Raw genomic sequence first — 26,498 nt, 5'->3', positions numbered from 1 at the left:
GTAGAAAAAACCCCTCAAGAAAACAAGCCTCGTTTCCCATCGGGGAGGATCGTGCGCCAGTTGGTTTTGGCCGACGCCAGTTGTTCCTGAGTGACTTTCGCGTTCGCGAGGTTCGCCCCGCAGAGGTTGGCTCCTGTAATGTTGGCGTAGGTCAGATAAGCGTTCGTCAGGTCGGCACCTCGCAAATCCGCCCCGGCGAGGTTGCAGTAACTCATAAACGCATCGCTGAGATCGGCATCCCGCAGAATGGCGTGGTTCATCCCCGCCTGACTGAGATCGGCTTTGTGGAGGTTCGCCCCGCGCAAGTTCGTTTTGACCAGTTTACTTTCGTTGAAATTGACGCCTTCTAAATTGAACCGTTGCAAATCCGCCCCGCTTAAATTGCGGTTGGCGAAGTCGCGACGTCCTTTAAAGTAATTAGTCTTGAGTTCTTCGGCGGTGAGTTTTTCCCCCTGAGCGCGGCGGTTGCTCTGAGAGCGGTTCCACGAAGAGGCGGTCGTGCGATCGCGCAGGCGACTGCGAAACGAAGTTCGTGGGGATCGGTGCAGGCGAGTATCGGTAAGGTTTGTCGCGTCAAGGGGTTCGGTAGACGTAAAGTTCGTCGCCTCCTGCGTGGGCTGGGGGGGCTGCGTCGTCTCCTCGAGCGGTTCGACGTCGGGTTCGACAGCGGGTTGAGGCTGGGGGGGCGCGACCTCGATCGCTTCTTCTGGCGTGGGTTGGTAGTGTAAGTCGGCGAGAACTTCCTCAGCGGCTTGGTAACGTTGCGCCAACACGGGTTGGAGCATTTTATCGAGGACGTAAACCAAGTTGTCGCTGACCCGAACGCGATCGCGCCAGCAAATACTGCCCGTGAGCGGATCGTACCCCAAGCGACGGGGAGATTTCCCCGTGAGCAGGTACAAACAGGTCGCGCCGAGGGCGTAGATATCGCTGGCGTAGACCGGATGCATGGCCATCTGTTCCGGGGGCGCAAATCCCGGCGTTCCGATCGCGAAGGAGGTGTTAGGAGTCGGGTCGTCGGGATCGAGGATAGCCGTATGGCTGACTTCGTCTTTCACCGCCCCAAAGTCGATCGTTACGAGTCGGTTATCGAGGCTGCGGCGGATGATGTTTGCGGGTTTGATGTCGCGGTGAATGACAGTTTGAGACTGGAAATATTTCAGAAGTTCGAGGATTTCGTCGAGAACGGCTCGGACTTGAAATTCATCGAAGCAGCCCGACCGTTTGACTTCCTGTTTGAGGGTCAAGCCCTTAACGTACTCTTGAACCAGATAAAACTGTCCGTCGAGTTCGAAGTAGTCGAGGAGCGTGGGGACTTGCGGATGGTTGCCGATTTTCCCGAGGGTAGTCGCCTCCCGCTCGAACAGAAGGCGGGCGCGTTCGATGGCGTTGGCATTGTTCGAGGCGACCCGTAGCTGTTTGATCGCGCAGATGGGTTCGCCGGGAAGCGCGACGTTACGGGCGGCGAACGTCGCGCCAAACCCACCTTGTCCGAGGACTTTAACCGCACAATAGCGTCTGTTGAGCAGTAAGTTCGCACCGCAACTGAGGCACTGCTCGTTAGAGTCGGAATTTTCGGGACTCGGACAGGCGGGATTGACGCAATAACGCATGAACGATGTCGGAAGTCGAGGGGTTCGGAACGCGATCGTCTCAGACGGGGGGAGTCGGCCGACCTTTCAACCCCGCCTCTCTTAATCATTATGTACGATATGTACGATCGCGCTCTCCGTATTCGATAAAACCTACTCACCGGACTCGAGAGGTGTGCAGGAACTCTTGGGACTCGAACGCGGTCGCCGGCCATAAATCGGAGCGATCGAACCGGGTTCCCGTGAGGTTCGCCCCGTGCAGGTTCGCACCGAGAAGTTTTACGCCTTGCAAAATGGCATCGCTGAGTTTGGCTGCACTGAGATCTGCACCGTTGAGATTCGCACCGCTGAGTTTGGCTGCACTGAGATCGACACCAGAGAGTTCGACTCCCTCCCAGTTTACGCCGTTGAGGTACGCCCCGCATAACTTCGCCCCGGCAAACCGCGCCTCGTTTAACACGGCTCCGCTCAGTCGCGCGCCACTCAGGTTCGCCCAGCGAAAATCCGCCCCTTTGAGATTGGCACCGCGCAGGTTCGCCCCTTTGAGATCGGCACCGCGCAGGTTCGCCCCTTCGAGATCGGCACCACGCAGGTTCGCCCCTTCGAGATCGGCACCGCTCAGCCGCGCCCGAGCGAGGGTCGCTTTGACCGCAAAGACCCCCTTCAGGCTGGCTTTCGTGAGATCGGCTTTGACGAGTTGGCTGTCGCTGAGTTTGGCGTAGCTCAGATCTGCCCAGTTCAAACGAGCGCCGTTGAAGACGGTTTTCGTCAGGAACGCTCGCCCCAAGTCGGCACCGATGAGGTTGGCGTCTGTAAAATCCACCGCGATGAACGTGGCGTGTTGTAAATTCGCGCCTTGTAGGTCGACACCGCTAAAGTGGGTGGTTCCTGCTTCGTAGCTTCTGAGGAGGTGACTGACTTTCATCGACTAGATCCCATGCATGGGAAAAATATTCGATCCCAAGTTGGAAATTTTAGCGAATTTTTATGCCAGTTCTAAAGAATTTATTAAAATTGAAACAATAAGTCAAAAGACGCAATTTAAATTCACAATTCTTCGGGCGTTAACGCGTGCGACCCAATGGGATTGTTTTAGCGCGATCGCCTCGTCTCTATCTGTTATTCTAGGGAAGTTTGGATGCGATGGCCGAATCCGCCTTGCGCGTCCGTGTTTTCTCGGTTGTCGGTCGTCGTCGAAACCGTTCTTATGGGAGATCCGAGAGCGAGATGTTTTTAGTTCTCACGCGAGTCCTGCTCTGGCTGCTCGTTCTCATTATAGCCTTTTACGTTTTTCTGAAAATCGTTCCTAAAACGTACTTTACGTTTTTAGGTTCGTTGGCGATCGTGATTTTTATCATATTGGTGTGGTTCGATCCTAGCGATCGCACGGCGACCCTAGCCTGGTCGATTCTCTCTCTCCCGTTTCAACCGGTCGGTTTGATTTGGATTTTACTCGCTCAGTCTCTCAAAGGTATTCGAGGGGTGGCGATCTCGAGGACCTCTCGCAATCAGATTTACGCGGCGTTCGTGTTGCTGTGGGTATTCAGTACCCCACTTTTTTCAGAATTTTTCTATCAAAGATCGATCGAACGAAACGCCATCCAACTCCTCGAAACGACCGCCACAGACACGGCAGAGACCATCGTTCTCGTTGCCCAGCAAACCGTCGAACCTCAAGTTCTCGATCGCCGACACATTCAACTGAGCGATAACGGCAACCTCATTTCGTATACCGCTCAGCTCTATAACAACAGTACCGCCACCCGCATCATTATTAGTGCCGGACAGCGCTACGACTTCCCCGAAGAAGTGCGGGAACAAGAAATCAGCGAAGCGGAAATCGTGCGCGATCTGTTAGTCGAACAGTTCGGCATTCCCCAAGACCGTGCGATCCTCGAAGACACCGCTCTAAACCTGCGTCAGAGCGTCTTAGCCGTCTCGGAAATTATTGAGGAAAACGACTTCGAGCCGCGCGTCTTCGTCGTGACTTCCGCCTTATCCCTCTATCGAGCGGTCACGGCCTTTGCTCGAGAAAACATCGAAGTCGTTCCCCGACCGGGAGATTTCGTCACCTTCGAACCGTCGAATCCCGAACGGCTCGACGTGACCCTAGCCTCCGTCGTGCCGAGTGCCAGAGGATTGACCCTCTCGACGCGACTGATCGACGAATACCTCACGACGCTCTATTACTTCTTGCGAGGTTGGTTGGCACCGGCCGAGTTTGTTTGCTTGCAATGCCGCGACGCGACGCTACAGTCGGGGGGCGAACGGCAGAGCCTATCGAACTCGACTTCCGACAATTCAAAAAAATTAACAGAAATTTTTGGCGATCTTCGGTGAGATTACGGAGATTCGAGGGTAAACTAGGGGTCAACAACCGTAAATCTGGATAAAGTCGCCGAGCGTTCGGCCGAAACCACCTCGATCGAGCGATCGCCGTCTCGGCCGTCGTATCACACCCTCGAGTGCAACACCATCGTAGATCGTGTTGCTGGGTTTTATGGCGAAAGCTCTGTGTCTGACAACTGTAACGCTCGAATCTCGAGCGAGATCGATCCCACCGCAACCCAGGCTAAGCGGTGTTTTTACATCCTGTCGCAAGACCCAACTCGATAACGGTGAAGCTAGAGAAGACATTCTTCGCAGCAAAATTAATCGAGTGCGAGTCGTTCGTCGAGCCGATGGCTACTACGCGCAGTTTGGTCTCGATCTCGAGCGAAAAGAACCCGGAACCTATACGGGAAACGCGATCGGAATTGACTTAGGACTTAAGTTTTTCATCAAAGACCAAAACGACAATGCTGTCATCTACCCTCAATATCTCAGGAAATCGGAGAAGCGATTAAAGCGGCTACAATGCCGTCTTAGTCGCCAACACCAAAAGGGCAAAAAACAGTCGTCTAACTATCACAAAATCCGCCGACAACTCGGCAGACAGCACCTAACCGTCTACCGCCAGCGTAAAGACTGGGCGATAAAACTCGCTCGGGCGCTCGTGTCATCTAACGATGTCGTGGTGTATGAGGACTTAAAAGTGCGAAACCTCGTCAAAAACCATCATCTAGCAAAATCTATTTCCGATGCAGCCTGGAGTCAGTTCACTGATTTTCTAGACTACTACGGGCAAGTTTGGGGCAAAGCCGTGGTAGCCGTCAATCCGGCTTTCACCAGCCAAGACTGCCACAATTGCGGGCATCGAGCCAAAAAGTCGCTTAGCACCCGGACTCATGAATGCCCGAACTGCGGAATCAAGATGTGTCGCGACAAAAACGCCGCACTAAATATCCTCAAGCGAGGGATGGAAATTCTAGGTATGGAACGATCGAACAGTATCGGAGGGCATCCGAAAACTGCTTCGAAAGAGGGAACGACTGGGGAGACTTCCATCTCTGCTGATAAAGGGAAACCTGAGTCAGTAAGTGGTGTCGCTGAACCAGTAACTGCTCTAGAGCAGGAATCATCGCCCTTCTAGGGCGGTGAGTATGTCAATGAAGACGAAACTCAATGCGACCGACCCGCGATCCCCTAAATTGCAACCCAGAATAGGGGGGTCTCCTGAGATTACGGTGTAATTTGTTATGAATAATACGAAATCGAACCGGGGCGCATTGCCATGACGCCCCTACAGCAAGGGTTTTGACCGGGCATAAAATCCGCTTATCACCTCAAACTCCGAAGACTCAATAGGGGAAAGTTTATCGTGTGAATTTCAGCCCAAAAATTTGATGAGATGGCGAAGAAACTCGCTATTAAAGCAAAAACACCAACAAAATCCCAATAAACTACCCACGAGCGATTTTTTTGGGTTATGGTGAGAAAAAATATACGACACTCAGCAAACTGATTGAAGGTGAGTTTATGGATAGCTTAGCCTACACTCAACTGTACTTAGCTTACGAATCGGAAACGACGCCCAACGTTGTTTTCAAACCCAGTATCATGGCGGCTGCCCCCGTCGCACTAGCGTTAGCACTCGTGGCAGCTCCACAGCCGAAAGCCGAAGCCTCTTACGGCTGTTACACCGAAACGTACTACCACTACGAAGAGTACGAGTACGAATACTGCGATTACTATTACGATTACGATCCCTGTTACTCCGAACCCGTCGAACACGTCTCGGGCTATGACTACTACTACGTCGTCGCCATCCAAGACCGTTTGAAAGCCTTGGGTTACTTCCCCCACGGCGTTAACTCGACGGGGTATTACGGGCCGATCACCATTCAAGCGGTGAAGGATTTCCAATACGATTACGGCTTGGCGGTTGACGGCGTCGTCGGTCCGAACACCGATTCGGCGTTGTTCGGCTACGCTCAATATCCCGACACCAGCACGCAGCCGGTCACCTACCCCGATACCGGTCTGACCTACGACGAAACAGTTCGCCTGCAAGAGTACTTAGCTCAAGAGCCGTACTACTACACTGGCCCCATCGATGGGATTTATGGTGTGGGAACCATGGCAGGCGTGGTGGAAGCTCAAAAACAACTGGGTTTAGAAGTCGAACCCTGGAATCCGACTCCGGTTCTCAACAAACTCAGTGAAATGTGGGCGAACGTCTAGTTCGATCGAGGCTCGATCGTCGAATCGTCTAGCACGAAGGCCCGCTCGACTCAATCCCGTCAGAACGTAGGAGGCCACGCCTACAAAGTTCCGGCGGGGTTTTTGGCTGTCACCAGCGGGGGAAGTGCGATCGCGATCGCATCCTCCGATGAATTGCGATCGATCGATCGATGGCGATGGTGTCACGAGAAAAGGCGATGAATCTCTACAAGTGGCGGGGACAGCGATCGCGGAAGCCTGGAGCGTTTCTACTTATCCTTAAAGTAGAGACGAGTTCAGAAGTTTCCGAATGGCAACCTGCCCCAACCCCCCCAACCCCAGCCAACCGATGCCTCTTCCACCGAGAGATGGCAACTCGATCGCCCAGTTTCAAGGACAGATCTATCGCGTCACCAATCCCACCCAAATTAGCTCGCAACCCTCGAATATCGATGTCTATCGCAGCCTTCGATCGCTCGTGGTTTCTCGCGATGACAGTAGCGGCTATCCCGTTATCCGCAAACTCAGCTAGATTGAGTTTCGTCAACCTCCGTTCGAGCATTTATGGTGAGTGCAGCTCTACAGACTCCTAACAATTTTCCCAGAGCGATCGCTCGATTCGGCGTCTCTCTCTCAACTTAAGAGGTTTGAGTTTTGGTTCTCATACGGAATCCGTATCCGATAAGCTCGGTTTCAAGAAGTCTTCACCACATCCCCCCTTAGCCCCCCTTTCAAAGGGGGGTTGGGGGGATAGAGAGGGACTTGTCGGGTTGGGCAAAACCAGTATTTGAGTCCTCAACTCCGCTCGGACTCAACGCTGAGCGGAGTCGAAGCGAGCGAAATCGAAGCGTTGAAATTCGGATTCCGTATCAGTTAGCGACGGGCAGTGAATTCGTCGAACATATGTTGACAGTCGTAGCGACTCTACGTTGTCAAAGACGTAAGATTCTTGATTTCTTGATTTAGGTTCTGCGTTCTGAGTCGGGTGCATCTCAAAAATGTAAATCGATCGGAAGCAAGCTTGAATCCTCGATTTAGCTGCTGTTGGGTTTCGACTTCGCTCAATCCAACCTACCCCAGAGTCGTATTTTTACAAAAGCTGAGATGGGCTCTTCCGACCCTGGTATGTAGGGTAAATGCCTGTAGCCGACCTCTGAAAAGGGATTTCGCAATTTCAGCTCTCTTTTTATAAGTTTAAGCGAAAAGTTAGACTCTGTAAGGGTTTTAGCAATTTCTTGCATAGTAAGTTCGGAAGAGCCCTGAGATGCACCCTTCTGAGTCTCCTTCTCTGCGGCCTCTACTACTCCCTGAATAGTAATGATTTTTTGAATTTAATGACAATCTTAAAAAGACAGTGTGATTCTTGTAAGAATACTATCGATATTCGAGTCGGACAATCAGTTTTTAATGGAGAACTTTTATGGTTTGCATCTTATAGTTGTCCTGTATGTAATATTGAAATTGAAGAAGATGGAAAAGGAGCTGCACCAGAAGAAATACGTCAAGTCCTTCTAAGAGAATATGGGATTTGGTATCTTGAAGTTCGAGAATCTGGAAAACGAGCTTTGATGGCTGCGAAATTTCTAGGTGCGATCGTCAATTTATCCAATCTTGAAATTTTGAAGTTAAGACATAAAATTCCCGGTAGAGTTATGATGGGAACCCAGTTTGAAATGATAAAACTAGATCGAATTCTAAAACAAAATGGATTTCGATCTTTAATTCAAAAAATCAATAAATTGGAGACTCACTCTTGATAAGTCTACCGAATCAAAAACGAATCATAACTCGACTCCAAATCTCTGTGAGCGATTAAATTTCCCTCCAAACATTTCGAGTTCGACTGTCAAGTATTAACGGTCAATTGTTGAAGTTTTCCGCGATCGATCGTCCAGCAGCGATCGGCAATTTCGAGGAGTTCTCCCGCGTCGTGCGTTACCACCAGCAAACTCCAATGTTGCTTGAGCTTACCCAACAACGCCACCAACTGGCGGCGCATCGACCAATCTAAACCCGCTGTGGGTTCGTCGAGAAGTAAAATTTGCGGTTGGCGGATGAGTTGCACCGCCAAGGCTAAACGGCGTTGCTGCCCGCCGCTGAGGGCGTAAGGAGACGCCTGAAGGGACAAATGGCTCAATCCGACCTCTTCTAAGGCCACTTTAATCTGCTCGGAACCGATTTCGGGATGTCCGAGGCGTAACTCTTCGAGAATCGTACTCCCGCAAAAGTGACGTTCGGGGAATTGAAACACTAACCCCGCCAGTTGTCGCAACTGTTCGGGAAGCAGTTCGCGATCGCGCCACAAAACTTGTCCCGACGTGGGTTCTGCCAATCCCGAAAGAATTTCGAGTAACGTGGTTTTCCCCGAACCGCTAGGACCGATGGCCAACCCTAACTGTTGCGGTAAAATCTCGAAGTTCACCGATCGCAGAATTTCGGCGTGGCTGGCGGGAGGATGGTATTTCAGATTTTTGATATGGAGCATGAAGAGAGCGATCGCACGTCACTGCAAGATGGCATCACAAACCAACGATGTGAAGTACCCGACGAGTAAAGCTTCGCATACAGCACGGGCTTCCAGTCTCACCGGCCAGTGCCGCCACGCCCGCGAACCCAGTTTGGGTCTTCGTTCTCTCGGATGCAAGCTCCGAGAGCTGCGAAGACTGCGTCTTACCTAGCCTCTGCTGGAGGTTTGACTTGCCACAAGTGACAGCCCTGACTCCCGTAACGCATCGCGTTACCCTGGCAGCAACCCGTCTTCCACAGGTCGATCTTTGTCGCTTGTCTCAGGCACGGGCTTACGGGTACCGTGAACGTTGAAGGAAACAGCTTCCCCGAGCTGCCGATCTATCTGCGGCAAGAGTCCAAGCTCTACTTTGAAGTTAGCCTGTCTGTTCGATACGGTCGGGCGGGTACGTTGACCATCTCGATTATACCTTGCCGCTCGGCTATCCCGGCCGCCGCTGACCTTCATCTGCAGCGCGGGGCTTCTCGCCGAGGGAGCTAAGATTGACTCGCCCGATGGTTAAGGGCGTATTCGCGAAAGCGATCCATATCCGCCTGAATCGTCGATTCGACGACCCGTCCCAAGAATAGATTATCCATAAGTTTACCGACGATGCCCGGAATCGCGTAAGCCACCGTCAACCGCACGATACTGTCGCCGTGGCGATCGTAAAACCGCACCGCTCCCCGGTTGGGCAACCCATCGACGGATTCCCATTGGATAATTTGATGGGGAATCACTCGCAACATTCGCGAGAGCCAACTAAACTCGAAACTGCGCGACGCTAACCGCCACCGCGACAGAGACGGATCGTCTTCTAAGATGTGAACCGAATCGATCCATTGCATCCAACGGGGCATTTGTTCCAAATCCGACCACAGCTTCCAGACTTCCTCAATGGGAACCGGAACCTCAACTTGGACGCTATGTTCTAACCACTCTGCCATTTTTGATAATTGATATGGGAAACGGGGAACGGGGAACAGGGAACAGCGGTAGAATATGTGACGCGGGTAGCGACGAAATTTGAATCTCAACGCTTCGGCTCCGCTCGGACTTGAGTCCTCGACTCCGCTCGGACTCAAATACTGGTTTTGCCCAACCCGACAAGCTTCTCTCTGTGTCCCCAACCCCCCTTTGAAAGGGTGGCTAAGGGGGGATGTGGTGAAGACTTCTTGAAACCTAGCTTATCGAAAAAGGATGGAGGATCGCCCCATCCCCCCATGCTACGGCAATTCTACAGAAGTTGGTTTGGCGATATGGGGCAAGCCCCAACCGAGCTTTTCGCGGAGAACGCGGAAAAATTCTGGCGCGCGTAACCGTATAAAACGAGCGTTGTAGGGTGATTTCTGCAACACGACGCGATCGTCGGGGAGAACGTAACATCCCGCGTTACCGTCAACCACCATCATCATACGCTCGCGGGTCGCGGGAAACACCTGCACCGTCTCCGTATCGGAGAAAATCAACGCCCGCGATGCCAGAGAATGGGGACAAATCGGCACCAGCTGCATCACCCGTACGTCCGGCGTAATCACCGGACCGCCAGCGGAAAGGGCGTAAGCGGTCGAACCGGTCGGCGTCGAAATAATGATACCATCAGCGGCAATATCGACCGGAGCGTGTCGTCCCACTGCCACCTCGAAATGACACATACTGGTCAGCGGTTCGCGATGCAATACCATTTCGTTGAGACAGAGGGCTTCCCAGATCGTCGTTTCGTCGCGAATCACGCGAACCGCGATAGTGGTCCGTTCTTCAATTTGGCACTTTCCTCCCATCACCATCTCGACGGCTGGGTAGAGTTGGCTGATATAGGTTTCCGTGAGGAATCCCATGTGACCGGTGTTGACCGTCAGTAACGGCAACTCGATCGGTGCCACTTGACGGAACGCCGAGAGAACCGTTCCATCGCCGCCGAGGACGACGCCAAAATCCAAGTCGCGATCGAATCCCGGCGGAACCAAGCCGTCAACGGGTGTATGACAGACGGGACTTTCGGGCTTTGAGTGACCCAAAATCCCCCCCATTCCCGTCGCCGTTCTCACTTCCGAATTCTGGGCTTCGAGTTTCTCTTTCAGCTCGTTCGAAATCCGACAGGCAGCGGGCTTGCAATCGTTGTAGATAATGCCAACTTTCGGCACGCTCTAAGTCCACCTATATGCTTTACACTCACCTTTAACTTTTAAGTTTCGCATTTTTCGCGACTTACTTGGAAGACTTAAAAGGCGATCGCTGACGTTTCTTGCGCGCTTTCTCCTGTTCTTGTTCGTATTCGATCTCTTTGAGCTTCTTGAGAATGCGGCTGTGATACTCCCGCATATACTCTTCTAACGTCGTCATCTCGTTAGGATCGATGCCGAAAACCGGATACACCGGGGTCATGTCCGCTGTCAGCGAGGTTCCCGAGGCCAACACCTCCGCGAAGGCGAGGCGATCGGCGACGTTCCATCCCCATTGGAAAAAGCGAGCGGCTTTACGAACGGCTCGCAGCAAACCGAGGGGAGTGCGGGTGATTTTCGCCGTACGTCCCGACAACCGCTCGCACAGTGCCACGATTTCTTCAGCACTCCAGGCGCGAGTTCCCACCACGGGAAAGGTTTGGTTTTCAGTTTCGGGGACGGACAAGGCGCGTACTGCAAATTTCGCCACGTCTTGGGTGTTGGCATAGGCAACGGGGGCGGTGTTGCCCGTAATCCAAACGGTCTGATTGTCTAAAATCGGGATGGCATACTGACCGATCAATCCCTGCATGAAACCGCACAGTTGCAAGACCGTATAGTTGAGTCCCGACTCAGCCAAAAACAGTTCCGTACACCGCTTGATCTCCATCAGCGGCACTTGAGGATAGTTGCGGTTGTCGAGAATCGAACAAAAGACAAACCGTTCGACCCCCGCTTCTTTGGCCGCTTGGATGAGTGCGACTTTACCGTCCCAATCCACTTGGCGAATGCTGAGAGAATCGGTTACGCGGGCGGTGGCGGCGTCGATAACGTGAGTGACCCCTTCTAGGGCGGGGGGAAGCGTACTCGGATCGCACAAATCGCCTCGGACGAGTTCGGCTCCCCATTTTCGGAGAAACGAAGCGCGGTTAAACCCTCTGACCAAGCATCGCACTTGATAGCCCTCATCTAGCGCTTGGCGGGCGATTTGTCTTCCTAACGTGCCTGTTGCACCGACGATTAATAAGCTCATGGAGTTCTCGGTAACGACGGTCGATCCTCTCAGTACCTTGAGAAATGGAATAATGAGAAATGGAACGGTTCAGCCCCGGCTCGCCCGGTTCGATAGACCAGGCTGTCCGAACACACGAGCCGACGTCTTGAGACAAGGCGACGAAACTCGTGACGGATGGCGATGGCAAAATCTGTAGCTTGGGTCAAATGTTAACATATATTAACGGGGTTTCCGTAAAATTCTCATTTTTCTCCCTGGGCGTTCCCTGTCGATCGCAAAAAACCTACGATCGCCCGACGGTTCGACAGCGACCTGCCCGCTTACAGCGCACGTTCTCTTCTCCGAAGTCATGACTCACATCAATTCACCCGAACCTCAATCCCAGTCTAAATCTCGATCTCAGCCTTCGGAGGTTCCCAACTGTAGCGTCCGACATCCCGTCGATCTCGACAACGTGCGCGCCCGCAAATCGGCGACGCTCGAGGTCGATAAAGCCCAGCGTATGGCAGAATTCTTTAGTTGTTTGGGAGATCCGAACCGCCTCCGTATTTTGTCGGTGTTAGCGTTGGGAGACCAATGCGTATGCGATCTCGCGGCTGTGGTGAATATGAGCGAGTCGGCAGTTTCTCACCAATTACGCACGTTACGGGCCCATCGCATTGTCGGATACCGCAGACAGGGGCGCAATGTTTTTTACTATCTCAAAGACCACCACGTTCTCAATTTGTATCGCGACGTGGCCGAACATCTCGACGAACCCGACGAGGGTTAGAGGCGATCGCCTTTGGCTGAGGGAAGTCGAACTCGAGCCGTGCTTCCCCCAACTCGTCAGCATTTAGGCTTCTTCTTCGCCACCTTCGATCTTAAGGAGCAAGAAGCCCAGAGCCAGCCCCAGCAGAATCAGGGTAGACGATAAAATCGCTGCGTTGAAAATCTCTCCGCTCATCTTTTTTTAACTCGCTGTAACAAATCTCATAGTTAGTATAAAGCGGCAGGGAGCGATCTTACAGTCACCAGTCGCCAGTCACCAGTCACCAGTCGTAGGGTGCGTGACCTAAAAACAAGAAAAGTATCCGGTCTTACCGGCCAACTCGTCACGCACCGACTCCATAGGGTATTCCTTGTCTCCCCTTCTCCCCTTCTCCCCCTCTCTTCCCTTCTCCCCAAAATGAATCTACCGCGTCTTGCCATCACCCTCGGCGATCCGGCTGGAATCGGCCCGGAAATCGTACTCAAAGCGATCGCTCGCGAATTCCCCTCCTGTGACATCACGGTTTTCGGGAATCGATCGCTCTTGCACAAAACTTACGCTCGATTGCGGGATGGGGACGACCCCCTCGCCGACCCCGAGACCTTCGAGATCGTCGATATCGAAACGGATGCCGTAACGCCCGGTGTGGGAACGCCAGCCACGGGAGACGCCAGTTTTGCTTATCTCAGCGAAGCGATCGCCGCCACAGTCGCCGGACACTTCGACGCGATCGTCACGGCTCCCATCGCCAAATCTCTCTGGCACGCCGCCGGTCACTGCTACCCCGGCCAAACGGAACGCCTCGCTGAAGGGGCAGGGAGCGATCGCTTCGGCATGATGTTTGCCGCCAAATCTCCCCACACGGGATGGATGCTGCGGACGCTCCTGGCGACGACTCACATTCCGCTGAAATCGGTACCGGAGGCACTCACCCCGGAACTCCTCACGCGCAAACTGGACTTGCTGGTGGAATCGTTACAACGAGATTTCGGGATCGACGCACCTCACATCGCCGTTTCCGGTCTCAACCCCCACAGCGGCGAAGCAGGAAAACTCGGTCTCGAAGAAGTCGAACGGTTGCAACCTTGGCTCGAAGCGGAACGCCGCCGCCGTCCGACCGTCAAGTTACGAGGGCTGGTGCCGCCAGATACCCTGTGGGTGAATCCCGGTCGCGCCTGGTTCGAGGATGCCAATGCTAACGCCGCCGATGGCTATTTAGCCTTATATCACGATCAGGGGTTGATTCCTGTCAAACTCATGGCGTTCGATTTGGCGGTCAACACCACGATCGGGTTACCGTTCGTCCGCACGTCCCCCGATCACGGAACGGCGTTCGATATTGCTGGACAAGGGATTGCCCGTGCCACGAGTACGGTGGCGGCGATCGAACTGGCGATCGAACTGGCGTCGCACCGAACCGACGGCATCTCAAGTCACTGAATCGATAGGAATCGAACGAATCCCATGCCAGCGAGTCACAAACCCCCCCAGCGTCACCGAGATAACACGCAAACGGTTCGACAACTGCGTCGCCTGAGTCACCTCCTCGACAACGCGATTGCCATTCCCGGAACGCCCTATCGTTTCGGTCTCGATCCGATAATTGGTATGGTTCCCGGCGGTGGCGACGTGGTGGGGGCGCTGCTGTCGGCATATATTATCCTGCAATCGGCGCGGTTGGGGCTGCCGAAAGCGAGTTTGGGACGAATGTTCGTCAACGTCCTGTTAGAAATGTTGTTGGGAGTGGTTCCCGTGTTGGGAGACCTGTTCGATTTTGCATGGAAAGCCAACGCCAAGAACGTCGAACTGTTGGAGTCTCACGTGCGCGCGCCTCGAGAGAGTTCGACGGCTGACGTGCGCTTTGCGGTATTTCTCGGCTTGGTGTTGGTGGTCGTGGCGGTGTTGTTAATTGTCGCCAGCGTGTCGGTGTTGTGGGGACTGTTGCAATTGCTGGGTCGGGGGTTCGGGTGAACGACGATCGCCTGGTTTCGCTCGAGTGGGGGGTTTGTGCGATCGCAGACCTCGAACCGTATAACATGGGAGCGATCGCACCCATCGAAACGGCATTTAAACTGTGTGTGAAATTGCGCTGACATAGTCGGTAACGGCTGCGATCGACGTTTGATATTTCCGAAAGACGATAAATTTCGAGAGCGCGACTGTGTCGTAAAAAATCGTTTTGAAGCTTGCGATCGCTTTTTTTATTGTTTTAAAGCCATGAAGAATTTCGACATTGTAACGTCTGTCTTGAGCTTTGTCTTTACAACGGCTTGGGGGATTTGGACGTGGAGACAACAATATAATCGGGAACAACAGCAAAAACGGGATAAAATTGCTGCCCTTTACATCAATCCATTTTTAGTGGCTTGCGACCAGTTACAAAGTCGGATTTATAACATTCTAGAACGACAAGGTATAGAATACTTACGAGAGCGCTATCCCGACGGTCAATATGCTGAAGAAACCCTTTATCTCATCGCGCATTTTTTCGGTTGGGAACATTACATTTTTCGCTACGGACCTTATACCCGAGATCCAAACGTCATTGCTTGTACCAACCGAATTCGATCGGCTTTTGCCCGCGATATGCGCGATACGACTCTCGATCCGTTCTGTTTTCGACGTCAAGAACAAATCGATTTAGGAAAATTGGTCGTTCGGAAAAGGCTCAGCGATGTTGAATTGGAAAATATTGCACTTGAAAGTATTTCACTTTACGATTTTATCGAAATCTTAAATCAGCCATTTTGTAAAGATATTTTGTCCGTTCAAACAACTTTAAAGGCTCTGCGAGATGCTCGAACATCTAGCGATTTAGGAAGTCATCAACGTCTTGTTGAAATTCAAGAAAACTTAGTAAATCTTCTCAATTATTTAGAAAAGAAAGAAGGATTTAGCCTGTTTGAAAAGGATCGAAAAATCGCAACATCGATCGTTAAATGACATGGCAATAGCCTCGTTGCAGTAAAGTAGCAAAAGGAAATAAGGGAGTTCGATGGTGTAATTTCTGTCGGTGAGAGGAATTGGCGCGATCGCTTGGGGTCCGATGGGCGGTTTTAGCGATCGCGCATCTTAAAAACACTTAACACGCAAGGCTTCGCTTTAGAAAGCGAGGATGACTATACTGAAAACAGAGACAAAGAACGGATCGATTCAAGTCGTTTCTTTCGGCATTTTTCGACCGAAATCCGAAAACTTACGGTGTTTGCTATCTTAAAAGAAAGTAAAATTTCCGTTTTTTTTGAGAGTCGTCCGTTACTTTGCCGCTCCAAACGAAACGACAATCGAGTATTCAACCTCCATCCAACACTCGTAAATCGTAACTCGTAGATCGTAAACACTATTTAGACCCATGTATTACGATGTCGTCGTCGTTGGTGGCGGCGTAATCGGTTGTGCGATCGCTCGCGAACTCAGCCGATATCGCATCGCCACCGCCCTTATCGACAAAGAAAGCGAAGTCGGATTCGGAACCAGTAAAGCCAACAGCGGCATTATCCACGGCGGACACCACAGTTCTCCAAACACCCTCAAGGGCAAACTGGAATGGGAGGGAAACCAACTGTGGGACGACCTCTGCGACGAACTGGGATTCGGCTTCAAACGCATCGGCGAACTGACCGTCGCCCTGAATTCCGACCAACTGCCAACTCTAGACAAACTGCAACGCCAAGGAGAAGCAAAAGGCGTTCCGGGGTTAGAACGCTGGGATCGCGATCGCATCCAAGCCGAAGAACCCCACATCACAGAAGAGGCGATCGCCGCCCTCTTCGCCCCCACCACTGGCGTCATCAACCCCTACGAAGCCTGTTTCGGTCTCGCCGAAAACGCAGTCGCCAACGGTGTCGCCCTCTATACCGACAGCCCCGTCACCGACTTGTCCTTCGACGGCGAAACCTGGACGATACAAACTCCCGACGCCACCCTACACAGCCGCTTCGTCCTCAACTGCGCCGGACTCTACGCCGACAAACTCGCAGAAATGGCCGGAGTTCGCAGCTTCAGCATCCGACCCCGCAAAGGCGAAGAATATCTTCTCGACAAACGCTTACAAGGCTTCGTCAAACGGGTCGTTTTCCCCTGTCCCACCCCCGTTTCCAAAGGAACCCTAGTCATTCCCACCTTCGACGGAACCTTGATGGTGGGGCCGACGGCGGAAATGATAGACGACAAAGAAGATTTGACCACCACCGCCGAGGGAGGACAGAAAGTCTTCGATTTCGTCACGCGCATGGTTCCCGGAATTAGCCCCCGCGACTGCATCGCCGAATTCGCCGGATTGCGGGCGGTCGCCGACGGCGAAGACTTTATCATCGGGCCGACGGCCAAAAAAGGCTTTATCAACGTCGCCGGAATTCAATCGCCGGGACTCACCGCCGCCCCCGCCATCGCCACGATGTTAGCGAACATTCTCAAAGACGAAGGGTTATCGATGGAGGAAAAAGAGGATTTCGTCCCCTCCGTTCCCAAACCAATCCACTTCGCCAGCTTGTCCACGGACGAACAAATCGCCCTAGCCGAAAAAGACCCCAGTTACGGCCGCATCGTCTGTCGTTGCGAGTTCGTCAGCGAAGGAGAAATTCTCGACGCCATTGGCCGAGGGGCTAAAACCCTAGACGGAATTAAGTTTAGAACTCGTGCCGGAATGGGTCGCTGTCAAGGAGGATTTTGCACCGGGCGCTGTATGGAACTGCTGTCGCGAGAACTCGAAATTCCCCTGACAGAGATTACCAAACGGGGCGGCGAGACTTGGGTGGTGCGATCGCGCAAAGAGGAGGTGGCCTCATGCTAACAGCCAACGTCGATCGCTTGCGATCGGATTACGATGTCGTCGTCGTCGGCGGCGGTCCGGCGGGAATGGGGGCGGCTTTGGCCGCCAAGGAAGCCGGGGCGGAAAAGGTGTTGATGGTCGATCGCGAAAAAGAAGCCGGAGGGATCTTGTTGCAGTGCATTCACCCCGGTTTCGGACTGCACCATTTCAAAGAAGAACTGACCGGCCCCGAATACGCCCAACGCTATCTCGAACAGGTTCTCGAAACCGATATCGACCTCGCCACCGACAGTTACGTTCTCGACATCGACAAAAACAACCGCGTCAAGCTGATGTCCGGTCGTCATGGCGTGCGGGCGATCGAGACCAAAGCGGCCGTATTGGCCATGGGGGCGCGAGAACGGACGCGAGGGGCGATTCGCACCCCCGGAAAACGAGTCTCGGGCGTTCTCACCGCCGGACTCGCCCAAAAATTCGTCAACCTCATGGGCGTTCTCCCTGGAAATCGCGCCGTCATTCTCGGATCGGGAGACATCGGTTTAATTATGGCGCGGCGGTTGACCCTCGAAGGCGTCGAAGTCGTGGGAGTTTACGAAATTATGCCCCACGCCAACGGCTTAAATCGAAATATCGTCCAATGTCTGCACGATTTCGAGATTCCCTTGCATTTGTCCACCACGGTCGTCGATATCCACGGACAAGATCGCCTCGAAGCTGTGACAGTCGCCCCCGTAGACGGCTTTACCCCCGATCTCAGCCGCAGCCAAACCATTCCCTGCGATACCTTGTTACTGTCGATCGGCTTAATTCCCGACAACGAACTCGCCCGTCAGTTGAACTTGCGCTTCGACCCGGTGACGCGCGGACCGCTGGTCAGCAGTACCATGGAAACCTCGAAAAACGGCGTCTTCGCCTGTGGAAACACTGTCCATATCCACGATTTAGTCGATTTCGTCAGTCAAGAATCGGAACTGGCCGGACACAACGCGGGATTGTACGTCACGGGTCAACAACCGCCGCCGGACAACGTGCGTTTAGTTCCGGGGGAAAACGTCGGATACTGCGTTCCGCAAACCATTTCGACCGATCGCGACCACACGATTTATATGCGCGTCCGAAAACCGATGGAAAACTGCGTGTTGCGTCTCGGCGACGTTTACGAGAAGAAAATCCGGTACGTCTTTCCAGCGGAAATGGTCAACGTCAAAGTCCGCCCGAAATTTTTGCAGAACTTCCACGGCGACAATTTGCGCCTGGATGTCGTTCCGCAAGAGGAATGAGGCTTTATCAGTGAAGAGGGAAGAGTGAAGAGTGAAGACAGTTAACAGAAAACAATTTCTCCCCTTCTCCCCCTCTCCCCCTCTCCCCTTCTCCCCTTCTCGGTCACAATTGAGGACGAACCATGAATGCAACTGTAGCAGAACACCAAGACCGCGAAATTAGTCGTTATCTCTGCATCGGCTGTCCGATGGGATGTCGGTTAGAAGTCGAAGAAGCCGACGGCGATATTGTCGAAGTGCGCGGGTTTAGCTGTCGGCGAGGAGAAGCCTACGCCAAGCAAGAACATATTGCGCCGCAGCGGATGGTGACGACGACCGTTCGGGTCGAAAACGGTCTTTGGGCGAGGCTTCCGGTGAAAACCACCGACGCGATTCCGAAAGAGTTAATGTGGGATTTGTGTGAGAAACTGCACGAGTTGACCCTGAAAGCTCCCGTCAAAATGGGTGAAGTGGTTTTACAAGATGCGTTGGGAACTGGCGTTGACGTGGTGTCCTCGCGAGATATGCCCTATCGTGAAAGTTAGGGGTCGTAGCTTTGTTCGATGTCTTGCGTTGACGCTCGCTTTACCGGAATTGCTACTATCAAACCCGACAAAACTTGCGCGTCGATCCCCTATGTTGGGTAGACATCGTTATCCCTTTTAAGGGGGTTTGCGTTTCGAGGCGATCGTGCGAGACACCAAAGAACGCCGCCCGGTGGGGAATTGTCCTCACTTTCAATCTTTCTCCTCAAGCGGGAGGAGGACTCTTTAGAAAAATGGGAAAACAGCGCGATCGCATTCTAATTTCATCAATTGGGGTTTAAAGATCGACGATCTGGGGTGCATTAGTTGCATCAAAAAGACCGTACGAACTTTCCTCGGCAACATCTATCTCGATTATTATCAATATTTCATCGCGTCAGTTAGATTCGTCAAACTGTCTCGTTTTAGCAGAGATTTACCGATAATGGAACAGTTTTTACTGCTGTTTGGTTTTTTGATTTTTCTCTGGTCGTTTTTATCTCCCCAAAAACCGAAAGGATTATCTGGAGATGACAAATCGATGTTAGAAGCGTTCCTAGAACGACCGGACGAGGTATTGAGTAATTACGAAAAATCTCAAAAACTCTTAAAGATAGCTCAAAGATGTTCGCGAAAAGAAATAACTGAATTCTACAATAAGTTACGATATAAAACAGGAAGCTGGAAAGATGAATTTGGCGAAGTTAAAATTGCACCGTTATTTGAAGATATCGCTTATCTATATTACCAAAAACAACACAAAGAAGCCGACAAAGCACAAATAACGCAGCGAATACGAGAAGATTTTAAGTTTTTATGTCGCTCTCGCTAAGCGTATAATAGCAACACAGAACTCGACGGCTTTGGCAAAGCGAGGGTTCTGTATCGCACCAAACTGCGATAGGCTCGTACATCAGATCGAAAATCTGACGGTAAACAAAATCTCATGACACAACTTTACCTAATCCGCCACGGTATCGCAGCCGATCGCGCCGAATACAGCAACGACGAAGAACGCCCTTTGACCGAGATCGGTAAGAAAAAAACGAAAAAAGTGGCAAGCCGCCTCAAAGCGTTCGATTTGAAATTCGATCTCTTGCTGTCGAGTCCCTTAGTGCGGGCCCGACAAACCGCCGACATCCTGAAAGACACGGGGTTGTGCGACGACGTGGAAATCTTCGATCCGCTGGTTCCCGAAGGTGCGATTCAAGAGTGGATGGCGTGGTGGGATACCTGGAAAGCAGAAAAGGGAAACCGAGGTGCGATCGCCCTGGTGGGACACCAACCAGATTTAGGAAATTGGGCAGAAATTCTCGTCTGGGGAGATGCGGGGGAAAGACTGATCGTCAAGAAGGCGGGCGTCATCGGTATCGAGTTACCCGAAAGCGGTTCTCCCGTCGGACGCAGTCTTCTATTTTGGCTTGCTCCCCCGCGCTTCTTACTGTAGGCTGTTATCTTTTTTGGATGTCGATCGCTTGCTTGGCGTAAGCCAAGGCGGCCTCGAGGGACGGTTGACCTTCAGCAGTGGCGAACCCGTTGGTTTTGAGTTCGTTACCGTAGGGATCGATGACCGTCACCCACCACCACGATCGACTGTACCGAGGTACGATGAGATGCCCTTTATACACTTGAGAGTGTATTTGGGATCGATCGCCTTGGTATTGAGAAGTCGTGCGTGTCATAGTCCTTGCGTATCTCCATTGAGAGGACAATGGACGATACACCCTCCTACTTTGTCATTATGTCGTGTTTGGGGGGCGATCGACTCGATCCATATTCGGACTTGCCACTCGGACATCCGGTCGAGACAATAGGAACGCTATTTTTTAAAGTTTTGGTAAAGCTCGGTTCGATCGTACAAATTGGCTAACAGTTCAGGAACAAAGATGTCACAGGTGTCGTGGAGAGAACGGTTAAACGTTTCTAAATGGGCGATTCGCCACGGATGGCTGACGATCGCCATTTGGGCGATCGTGGCGGTAGCGGGGTTGTTCGCCTATCGTTCGCTCAAATACGCCCTGTTTCCCGATATTACGTTCCCCGTCGTCGTCGTCAACGCCTCCGCCGATATCGACACCGCCCTCGAAACAGAATCCCGTCTCACCGAACCCATCGAAGCCCAGGTACAGTCGGTGACGGGACTCGACGATGTCAAATCCACCACCTATGCAGGGCGAACGGTGGTGAACTTGCTGTTCGACGTGGGAACGGATTTAGAGTCGTCCATCGCAGAAGTCGAGGACAGTCTCGCCACGTTACAACTTCCCGACTCCGCCGAATACGACGCGATCCCCTTCAACCTCAACGAATCGGCGGCGATAAGTTACGCCTTGCGTAGCGACAGTCTCGAGATTTCCGAGTTAGCCGAAACCGCACGATCGCAACTGCTTCTAGAACTCGAGGCGATCGAAGGGGTGTTGCGGGTCGACTTACTCGGCGATGCGGTGGTATCCCAACCCGACGACGCCGAAACCGCTGAAAATATCGAGAGTTTCGATCCCAATCCTCCCACATTAACGCGATTCAACGGAGAACCCGCCCTCGCCCTCCAAATTATCAAACGGGGCGACGCCAATACCTTAGATGTGGTGAGTCGCGTCGAGAACACCGTCGCCGACTGGGACAGCCAATTTCCCGAGATTCAATTCGACTTAGCCGCCACCCAAGCCGACTACATTCGCGAAGCCACCCAATCTACCATCGATGCGTTGTGGTTGGCGATCGCCTTGGCGGTGGTGGTGATTTTCGGCTTTCTCCGCAACGTCCCCGCCACCCTAATTACCGCCTTGGCGATTCCCATTTCCTTACTGGGAACCTTCATCGTCATGGCGATATACGACTTTAATTTAGAGACGATTACCCTGTTGGCGTTGGCGTTGACGATCGGGATTATCGTAGACGACGCGATCGTGGAAGTGGAAAATATCGCCCGTCACATCGAAGAAGGGAAAACCCCTCGCGAAGCAGCGATCGCCGCCACCAACGAAATCGGCTTGACCGTCTCGGCCTCTACCTTAACCATCGTGGCGGTATTTCTCCCGGTGGCGTTCATGGGAGGGACGATCGGACAGTTTTTCAAACCCTTCGGTTTGACGGTAGCATCGGCGGTTCTCACCTCGCTGTTGGTGGCGAGAACCCTTTCCCCCGTGTTGGCGGTGTATTGGTTGAAAGCCAAAAACCGAACGACGCCATCTCAAGCGGAAAAAGAGATTCCCCCTGGGGCGATCGAGATTTTGTACCGTCGTATTTTACAGTGGTCGTTGCGAAACCGCCTGTTGACGCTGGCGATCGCCGTTGTGACCTTCGCCGCTGGCGTGGCGTTAGTTCCCCTAATTCCCAAAGGCTTTATTCCCCAACTCGATCGCGGCGAGTTCAACATCCTCTACACTGCCCCGTTACCGGAAATTCCACAACCGCAAACAGACACCGAAGCAATTCCCGAAGATCTCGAGAGAGGGGGAGAAGGGGAGAGGGGGAGAGGGGGAGAAATCGATTTCGATCCTCGATCGTTCGTTCTCGAAAACGCCGCCGACGTGGCCGCCGAATTGGAACCCGTGGTGTTAGATCTGGCGGATGTCGAATCGGTATACTCGATCGTCGGCTATCGTGGCGAACCGAACCGAGGAAAACTCTACGTTCGACTCGCAGGCGATCGCACCACCGACACCGCCACTCTCCAAGCGCAACTGCGAGAAGACTTACCACAACTCGAGGGAGTGAAACTCAGTGTTGAAGACATCCAATTCGTGGAAATCGGCGACACCAAACCCTTACAAATTGCCCTGTTCGGGGAAAATGTAGAGAGTCTCGATCGAGCCGCCCGAGATATCGCCGAAGAAATGGAGGCGTTACCGGGGCTTGCAGATGTGGAGGTTATCGGCGGAAACGAAAACGGAGACATCGAGGTGATTACCCGTCAGGGAGGACAGCGGGTCGCCTATATCGAAGCCAACCTCGGCGGGGGTCAGGCGTTGGGAGACGCCACCGATCGAGTTGTCGCGATCGCCCAAACCGTCATTCCCGATGACGTGCGGTTAGATTTAGGCGGAGACGCCGAACGCAGTAACGAAGTCTTTCGTAGTTTCGGGGGAACTCTGGCGTTATCCGTCGTCTGTATGTTGGCGTTGCTGGTGTTACCCTTCGGACGCCTGTTAGAACCGCTGGTGGTGGGGTTATCGCTTCCCCTGGCGATGGTGGGGGCGTTGTTGGCGTTGCTGGTGACGCAAAGCGACTTCGGCATTATTTCCCTACTGGGGTTAATTTTCCTGCTGGGATTGTTGGATAAAAACGCCCTGTTGCTGTTGGATTACGCGAACCAGTTGCGGAAAGCCGGGAAAAACCGCATTCAAGCCATTTTAGAAACGGGCGTCGTGCGGTTGCGTCCGATTTTAATGACGACGGCGTCGACGATCTTGGGAATGATGCCCATCGCCATCGGTTTGGGGGCGGGGGCGGAGTTGCGACAACCGATGGCGGTGGCGATTATCGGCGGATTGCTGACCTCGACGCTGTTGAGTGCGATCGTGGTTCCGGTGTTGTACGTGGTGTTAGAAGACCTGTGGAAGTGGGTCAAACGAGGTTAGAGGTTTTTTTCGCCAACGCGATCGTGGCGACCCCCTACGACTGCTTTAACACGATGCGATAGCGAGGTTTGCCGTTGCGGAGATAGTCCATCGCTTCGTTCGCGCGATCGAACTCGAACACTTCCGTCATCGGTGCGATGCCGTGTTGTGCTGCAAAGTCCAACATCTGGGCGATCGTCACCGGACTCCCTACCGGACTCGACGACACCGACTTTTGACCCATCAGCAGAGGAAACAACTGTAAATCGAGGGGATTCGTCGCCACGCCGACTAAGTGCAATCGTCCCTTGGGTCGCAACGCCGCCACGTAAGCGTTCCAATCGAGATCGGCACTCACCGTCGAAATAATAAAATCAAAGGAATTTTCGACGGCTTGCAGGGCGTCGGGATCTTTAGAATTGACAAAATGGGTCGCCCCGAGTTCTTTAGCTTCGGCTTCTTTGTCCGCACTCGTCGAGAACGCCGTCACCTCGCATCCCCAAGCATTGAGGAATTGAATCGCCAGGTGTCCGAGACCGCCAATTCCTACCACACCCACGCGATCGGTGGGTTTGAGGTCGAACTCTACCATTGGATTGAATACGGTAATGCCACCGCAGAACAGCGGCCCGGCCTTGAGGGGATCGATGCCCTCGGGAATCGGGATGACCCAACTGTGATGGGCGCGAACGCGATCGGCAAATCCGCCGTGGCGTCCGACGATCGTGCCTTCGGCGTCGCTACAGAGATTGTGGTCGCCGGACATACACCACTGGCAACCCATACAGGAGTTGGCAAACCAGCCCAAACCGACCCGCTGTCCGATTTGGAGATCGGTGACGCGATCGCCGATCGCCGTTACGGTTCCGACGACTTCGTGACCGGGAACGAAGGGATATTGCGTCAACTCCCATTCGTTATCTAACATACTCAGGTCGCTGTGACAGATCCCGCAGGATTCGACAGCGAGTTCGACCTCTTCGGCCTCCAACGCACCGGGATCGTATTCAAACGGTTCGAGTTTTCCCGCCACGTCTCGGGCGGCATAAGCCTGAATCTTTGCCATGTTGCGAGTTCTACAGATATACGAACACGCTCTCGATGGTAGCGGGAATCGCGATCGCCGACCTCTATCTAACGGTTAATTTTCGCGAGATTTCGGTCGAAACTGCTGCTCGATCGCTCGAACCAAAACGTCGCGGGGGAACAATCGCGGTAACGTGGCGATCGCTTGGTTGACCAACCCACCGGCGATCGTACAGGCCGTATCTCGATCGAGGGCGGCGATCGCCTCTCGAACCACCGTTTCCGGCGATGCCAGTTGCGATGAGTTACCGTTGGACGGGGGCGACCCGGACACCTCGAAAAAGTTCGTATCCGTCGGACCGGGACAGATGGCGAGAATCTTGACGCCCGTTTTGTCGTTTTCTGCCCAGAGCGCTTCGCTAAAACTCAAGACGAAGGCTTTCGTCGCCGCGTACACGGCAAAATAGGGCAGAGCTTGGAAACTGGCGATCGATCCCACGTTAACGATACAGCCCGATCCCCGTTGGCGCATCGGTTGCAGAAAGCGATGGGTCAGATCGACCAACGCCATCACGTTCAACTGAACCATCGATAGTATTTTGGCGCGATCGCTCTCGGCGAACTCTCCGTAATCGCCAAATCCGGCATTGTTCACCAACAGGTCGATGGCCGTTCCTCGTCCTTCCGTCTCTTCGTACACCCGTTCGATGTCTTCGGCTTGCGTCAGATCGCCAGCGAGAACGGTGGCTCGAATCTCGTATCGTTCCTGGAGTTCTTCAGCAAGCTGCTGCAAGCGATCGCGCGATCGCGCCACGAGAACCACGTCTGTTCCCCGCGACGCCAGTTGTCGGGCAAATTCCGCCCCGATCCCCGACGATGCCCCCGTAATCAATGCAGTGGTCATAACCAGCCCAACGCGAACGTTCCCAAATATTCTAAGTGTTCTCGTCCTTCCGCGCCTTAATTGCTGCCAGAGCCTGTTTCACCGCCGCCAACTCTGCCGGACGGTCTTCTTTCCCATAGCGATCGCCGGCCAACAGCAAATCTTCGACGGCGTCGTCGTCCTGTCGCAAATTGGCAAATGCCAAGCCGCGATTGTGATAAGCTTCGGCTAAGTTGGGATTCGACGCCAAACATCCCGCGAAGGTGTTGGCTGCTTTGCGATAGTCCCCCGCCTGAAATTCCTCACAACCGCGATGGAACACTGGGGCGACGTCGTCGGCCAACGGGCGGTGTTCTACGGGAGACTCGAACAGTATCGCTTGACTGCCAGCCCCTTCGTAAGCCCACAGCATCACCGCCAACCCCACCCCGAGAACCGCCACCAGCACCGACAATCCAACCAGTTGAGACAGTTCCATGATTTCGTCCTCGCTCTGTTGTCGCGTTCCGTTCTACTTTCACTGTGCCATTGCTTCTGAGTTCGTGTCCCCCCCTTCGAGTAGACTTGGGGTCGCGGCGAGAACGGAAGGGATGGGTCGATAGAGAGAGAGGTCTTGCGGGGCGGGTTGCATTTCGCCGCGAAAGTCGAGAAACTGCACGAGAATTAGATAAGCGATCGCGAGGATCAGGGAAATGGTTCCGGTGGCGATCGCCACGAGTTTCGATCGATTCATAGTGATAGCAATTGGAGAATACGGATCGATCTTGACACTCCCCAGCCTGAAGGCGTGGGGATTCTTGGGTCTATGGGGAGCCTACACTTAACCCCTCGCCAAACATCTTGACCGTCTGCCCGACGGCTGCAAGTCCACGTTGTACGACCACCTGCGCGGCGGCTATATCTCT

28 protein-coding genes are annotated in these 26,498 nt (G+C 53.2%); 16 read left to right on the top strand and 12 right to left on the bottom strand.

Translation table 11 applies throughout. From position 1 onward, the window contains the following. Positions 1-14: 14 nt before the first annotated feature. Together POG22_RS05635 and POG22_RS05630 are read right to left on the bottom strand one after the other, a co-directional pair. Complete coding sequence (locus tag POG22_RS05635) at positions 15-1,613, bottom strand: serine/threonine-protein kinase (RefSeq protein ID WP_498904075.1); 1,599 nt, start codon at positions 1,611-1,613, stop codon at positions 15-17. A 136-nt stretch (positions 1,614-1,749) separates the two neighbouring features. After that, entirely contained in the window at positions 1,750-2,517 is a 768-nt protein-coding gene (locus POG22_RS05630) for a pentapeptide repeat-containing protein (protein WP_498904073.1), read from the bottom strand. A 302-nt stretch (positions 2,518-2,819) separates the two neighbouring features. On the opposite strand from POG22_RS05630, the gene POG22_RS05625 reads away from it, so the two are divergent. From POG22_RS05625 to POG22_RS05605, 5 genes are all read left to right on the top strand, one after another. Further along, the gene (locus tag POG22_RS05625) at positions 2,820-3,932 is read left to right on the top strand and encodes a YdcF family protein (RefSeq protein ID WP_498904072.1); all 1,113 of its coding nucleotides are present in this window, start codon (positions 2,820-2,822) and stop codon (positions 3,930-3,932) included. A gap of 145 nt (positions 3,933-4,077) precedes the next feature. Continuing rightward, positions 4,078-5,064, top strand: a complete 987-nt coding sequence (locus POG22_RS05620) for an RNA-guided endonuclease InsQ/TnpB family protein (RefSeq protein ID WP_498904071.1) — start codon at positions 4,078-4,080, stop codon at positions 5,062-5,064. A 386-nt stretch (positions 5,065-5,450) separates the two neighbouring features. Continuing rightward, positions 5,451-6,155 carry a peptidoglycan-binding domain-containing protein gene (locus POG22_RS05615; protein ID WP_498904069.1) on the top strand — a complete coding sequence of 235 codons (705 nt, stop codon included), beginning with the start codon at positions 5,451-5,453 and terminating at the stop codon, positions 6,153-6,155. Positions 6,156-6,444: 289 nt separating this feature from the next. Continuing rightward, entirely contained in the window at positions 6,445-6,666 is a 222-nt protein-coding gene (locus POG22_RS05610) for a hypothetical protein (protein ID WP_498904068.1), read from the top strand. A gap of 802 nt (positions 6,667-7,468) precedes the next feature. Beyond that, positions 7,469-7,891 carry a hypothetical protein gene (locus tag POG22_RS05605; protein ID WP_498904066.1) on the top strand — a complete coding sequence of 141 codons (423 nt, stop codon included), beginning with the start codon at positions 7,469-7,471 and terminating at the stop codon, positions 7,889-7,891. 89 nt (positions 7,892-7,980) lie between these two features. Here POG22_RS05605 and POG22_RS05600 read toward each other — a convergent pair whose 3' ends face one another. From POG22_RS05600 to POG22_RS05585, 4 genes are all read right to left on the bottom strand, one after another. Continuing rightward, complete coding sequence (locus tag POG22_RS05600; protein ID WP_063719219.1) at positions 7,981-8,619, bottom strand: ABC transporter ATP-binding protein; 639 nt, start codon at positions 8,617-8,619, stop codon at positions 7,981-7,983. Positions 8,620-9,137: 518 nt separating this feature from the next. Continuing rightward, the gene (locus tag POG22_RS05595; protein ID WP_017660851.1) at positions 9,138-9,587 is read right to left on the bottom strand and encodes an SRPBCC family protein; all 450 of its coding nucleotides are present in this window, start codon (positions 9,585-9,587) and stop codon (positions 9,138-9,140) included. A 279-nt stretch (positions 9,588-9,866) separates the two neighbouring features. Continuing rightward, positions 9,867-10,784, bottom strand: a complete 918-nt coding sequence (locus POG22_RS05590; RefSeq protein WP_063719218.1) for an NAD(+) kinase — start codon at positions 10,782-10,784, stop codon at positions 9,867-9,869. A gap of 64 nt (positions 10,785-10,848) precedes the next feature. After that, positions 10,849-11,835 carry an SDR family oxidoreductase gene (locus POG22_RS05585; RefSeq protein WP_017660105.1) on the bottom strand — a complete coding sequence of 329 codons (987 nt, stop codon included), beginning with the start codon at positions 11,833-11,835 and terminating at the stop codon, positions 10,849-10,851. Positions 11,836-12,166: 331 nt separating this feature from the next. On the opposite strand from POG22_RS05585, the gene POG22_RS05580 reads away from it, so the two are divergent. Next, on the top strand, positions 12,167-12,589 hold the full coding sequence (locus tag POG22_RS05580) for an ArsR/SmtB family transcription factor (protein ID WP_063719217.1): 423 nt from the start codon (positions 12,167-12,169) through the stop codon (positions 12,587-12,589). 63 nt (positions 12,590-12,652) lie between these two features. Here POG22_RS05580 and petM read toward each other — a convergent pair whose 3' ends face one another. Then, complete coding sequence (gene petM, locus POG22_RS05575) at positions 12,653-12,763, bottom strand: cytochrome b6-f complex subunit PetM (RefSeq protein WP_017660103.1); 111 nt, start codon at positions 12,761-12,763, stop codon at positions 12,653-12,655. 222 nt (positions 12,764-12,985) lie between these two features. On the opposite strand from petM, the gene pdxA reads away from it, so the two are divergent. The 9 genes from pdxA (at position 12,986) to sixA (ending at position 20,569) form a co-directional block, all read left to right on the top strand. After that, positions 12,986-14,008, top strand: coding sequence for a 4-hydroxythreonine-4-phosphate dehydrogenase PdxA (gene pdxA / locus POG22_RS05570; protein WP_498904062.1), 1,023 nt, complete (start codon positions 12,986-12,988; stop codon positions 14,006-14,008). 24 nt (positions 14,009-14,032) lie between these two features. Then, positions 14,033-14,539, top strand: coding sequence for a DUF4112 domain-containing protein (locus POG22_RS05565; RefSeq protein WP_063719215.1), 507 nt, complete (start codon positions 14,033-14,035; stop codon positions 14,537-14,539). After that, a complete protein-coding gene (locus POG22_RS05560) occupies positions 14,536-14,661 on the top strand; it encodes a hypothetical protein (protein WP_498904061.1) in 126 nt (41 codons plus the stop codon). The genes POG22_RS05565 and POG22_RS05560 overlap by 4 nt, the downstream gene beginning before the upstream one ends. A gap of 28 nt (positions 14,662-14,689) precedes the next feature. Beyond that, positions 14,690-15,511, top strand: a complete 822-nt coding sequence (locus POG22_RS05555) for a hypothetical protein (protein WP_498904060.1) — start codon at positions 14,690-14,692, stop codon at positions 15,509-15,511. Between the two features lie 409 nt (positions 15,512-15,920). Beyond that, positions 15,921-17,360: an NAD(P)/FAD-dependent oxidoreductase gene (locus POG22_RS05550; protein WP_063719213.1), complete on the top strand. Its 1,440-nt coding sequence runs from the start codon at positions 15,921-15,923 to the stop codon at positions 17,358-17,360. Then, the gene (locus POG22_RS05545; protein ID WP_063719212.1) at positions 17,354-18,619 is read left to right on the top strand and encodes an NAD(P)/FAD-dependent oxidoreductase; all 1,266 of its coding nucleotides are present in this window, start codon (positions 17,354-17,356) and stop codon (positions 18,617-18,619) included. Before POG22_RS05550 ends, POG22_RS05545 begins: the two co-directional genes overlap by 7 nt. 122 nt (positions 18,620-18,741) lie before the next feature. After that, positions 18,742-19,143: a DUF1667 domain-containing protein gene (locus tag POG22_RS05540; RefSeq protein ID WP_017660096.1), complete on the top strand. Its 402-nt coding sequence runs from the start codon at positions 18,742-18,744 to the stop codon at positions 19,141-19,143. A 424-nt stretch (positions 19,144-19,567) separates the two neighbouring features. Next, complete coding sequence (locus POG22_RS05535) at positions 19,568-19,954, top strand: hypothetical protein (protein ID WP_498904059.1); 387 nt, start codon at positions 19,568-19,570, stop codon at positions 19,952-19,954. Between the two features lie 114 nt (positions 19,955-20,068). Continuing rightward, positions 20,069-20,569, top strand: a complete 501-nt coding sequence (gene sixA / locus POG22_RS05530) for a SixA phosphatase family protein (RefSeq protein ID WP_498904058.1) — start codon at positions 20,069-20,071, stop codon at positions 20,567-20,569. 4 nt (positions 20,570-20,573) lie between these two features. On the opposite strand, the gene POG22_RS05525 is transcribed toward sixA, so the two are convergent. Next, on the bottom strand, positions 20,574-20,804 hold the full coding sequence (locus tag POG22_RS05525; RefSeq protein ID WP_498904057.1) for a hypothetical protein: 231 nt from the start codon (positions 20,802-20,804) through the stop codon (positions 20,574-20,576). Positions 20,805-21,008: 204 nt separating this feature from the next. Between POG22_RS05525 and POG22_RS05520 the strand changes: the two genes are divergently transcribed. After that, a complete protein-coding gene (locus POG22_RS05520) occupies positions 21,009-23,705 on the top strand; it encodes an efflux RND transporter permease subunit (RefSeq protein WP_498904056.1) in 2,697 nt (898 codons plus the stop codon). Between the two features lie 34 nt (positions 23,706-23,739). On the opposite strand, the gene ahr is transcribed toward POG22_RS05520, so the two are convergent. From ahr to POG22_RS05500, 4 genes are all read right to left on the bottom strand, one after another. Beyond that, the gene (gene ahr / locus POG22_RS05515) at positions 23,740-24,750 is read right to left on the bottom strand and encodes an NAD(P)-dependent alcohol dehydrogenase (RefSeq protein WP_498904055.1); all 1,011 of its coding nucleotides are present in this window, start codon (positions 24,748-24,750) and stop codon (positions 23,740-23,742) included. 75 nt (positions 24,751-24,825) lie between these two features. Next, the gene (locus tag POG22_RS05510) at positions 24,826-25,614 is read right to left on the bottom strand and encodes an SDR family NAD(P)-dependent oxidoreductase (RefSeq protein WP_498904054.1); all 789 of its coding nucleotides are present in this window, start codon (positions 25,612-25,614) and stop codon (positions 24,826-24,828) included. A gap of 31 nt (positions 25,615-25,645) precedes the next feature. Continuing rightward, positions 25,646-26,071 (bottom strand): tetratricopeptide repeat protein, encoded by a 426-nt coding sequence (locus POG22_RS05505; RefSeq protein WP_498904053.1) that lies wholly within the window; start codon positions 26,069-26,071, stop codon positions 25,646-25,648. A gap of 39 nt (positions 26,072-26,110) precedes the next feature. Next, positions 26,111-26,326, bottom strand: a complete 216-nt coding sequence (locus POG22_RS05500) for a hypothetical protein (protein ID WP_063717178.1) — start codon at positions 26,324-26,326, stop codon at positions 26,111-26,113. Positions 26,327-26,498 lie beyond the last annotated feature (172 nt).

This window comes from Geitlerinema sp. CS-897 (assembly GCF_028368005.1).
GTDB classification, from domain to species: Bacteria; Cyanobacteriota; Cyanobacteriia; order Cyanobacteriales; family Geitlerinemataceae; genus Baaleninema; species Baaleninema simplex.
The sequence above is the reverse complement of the archived record's forward strand: the minus strand, read 5'-3'. Positions and strand labels throughout refer to the sequence as shown.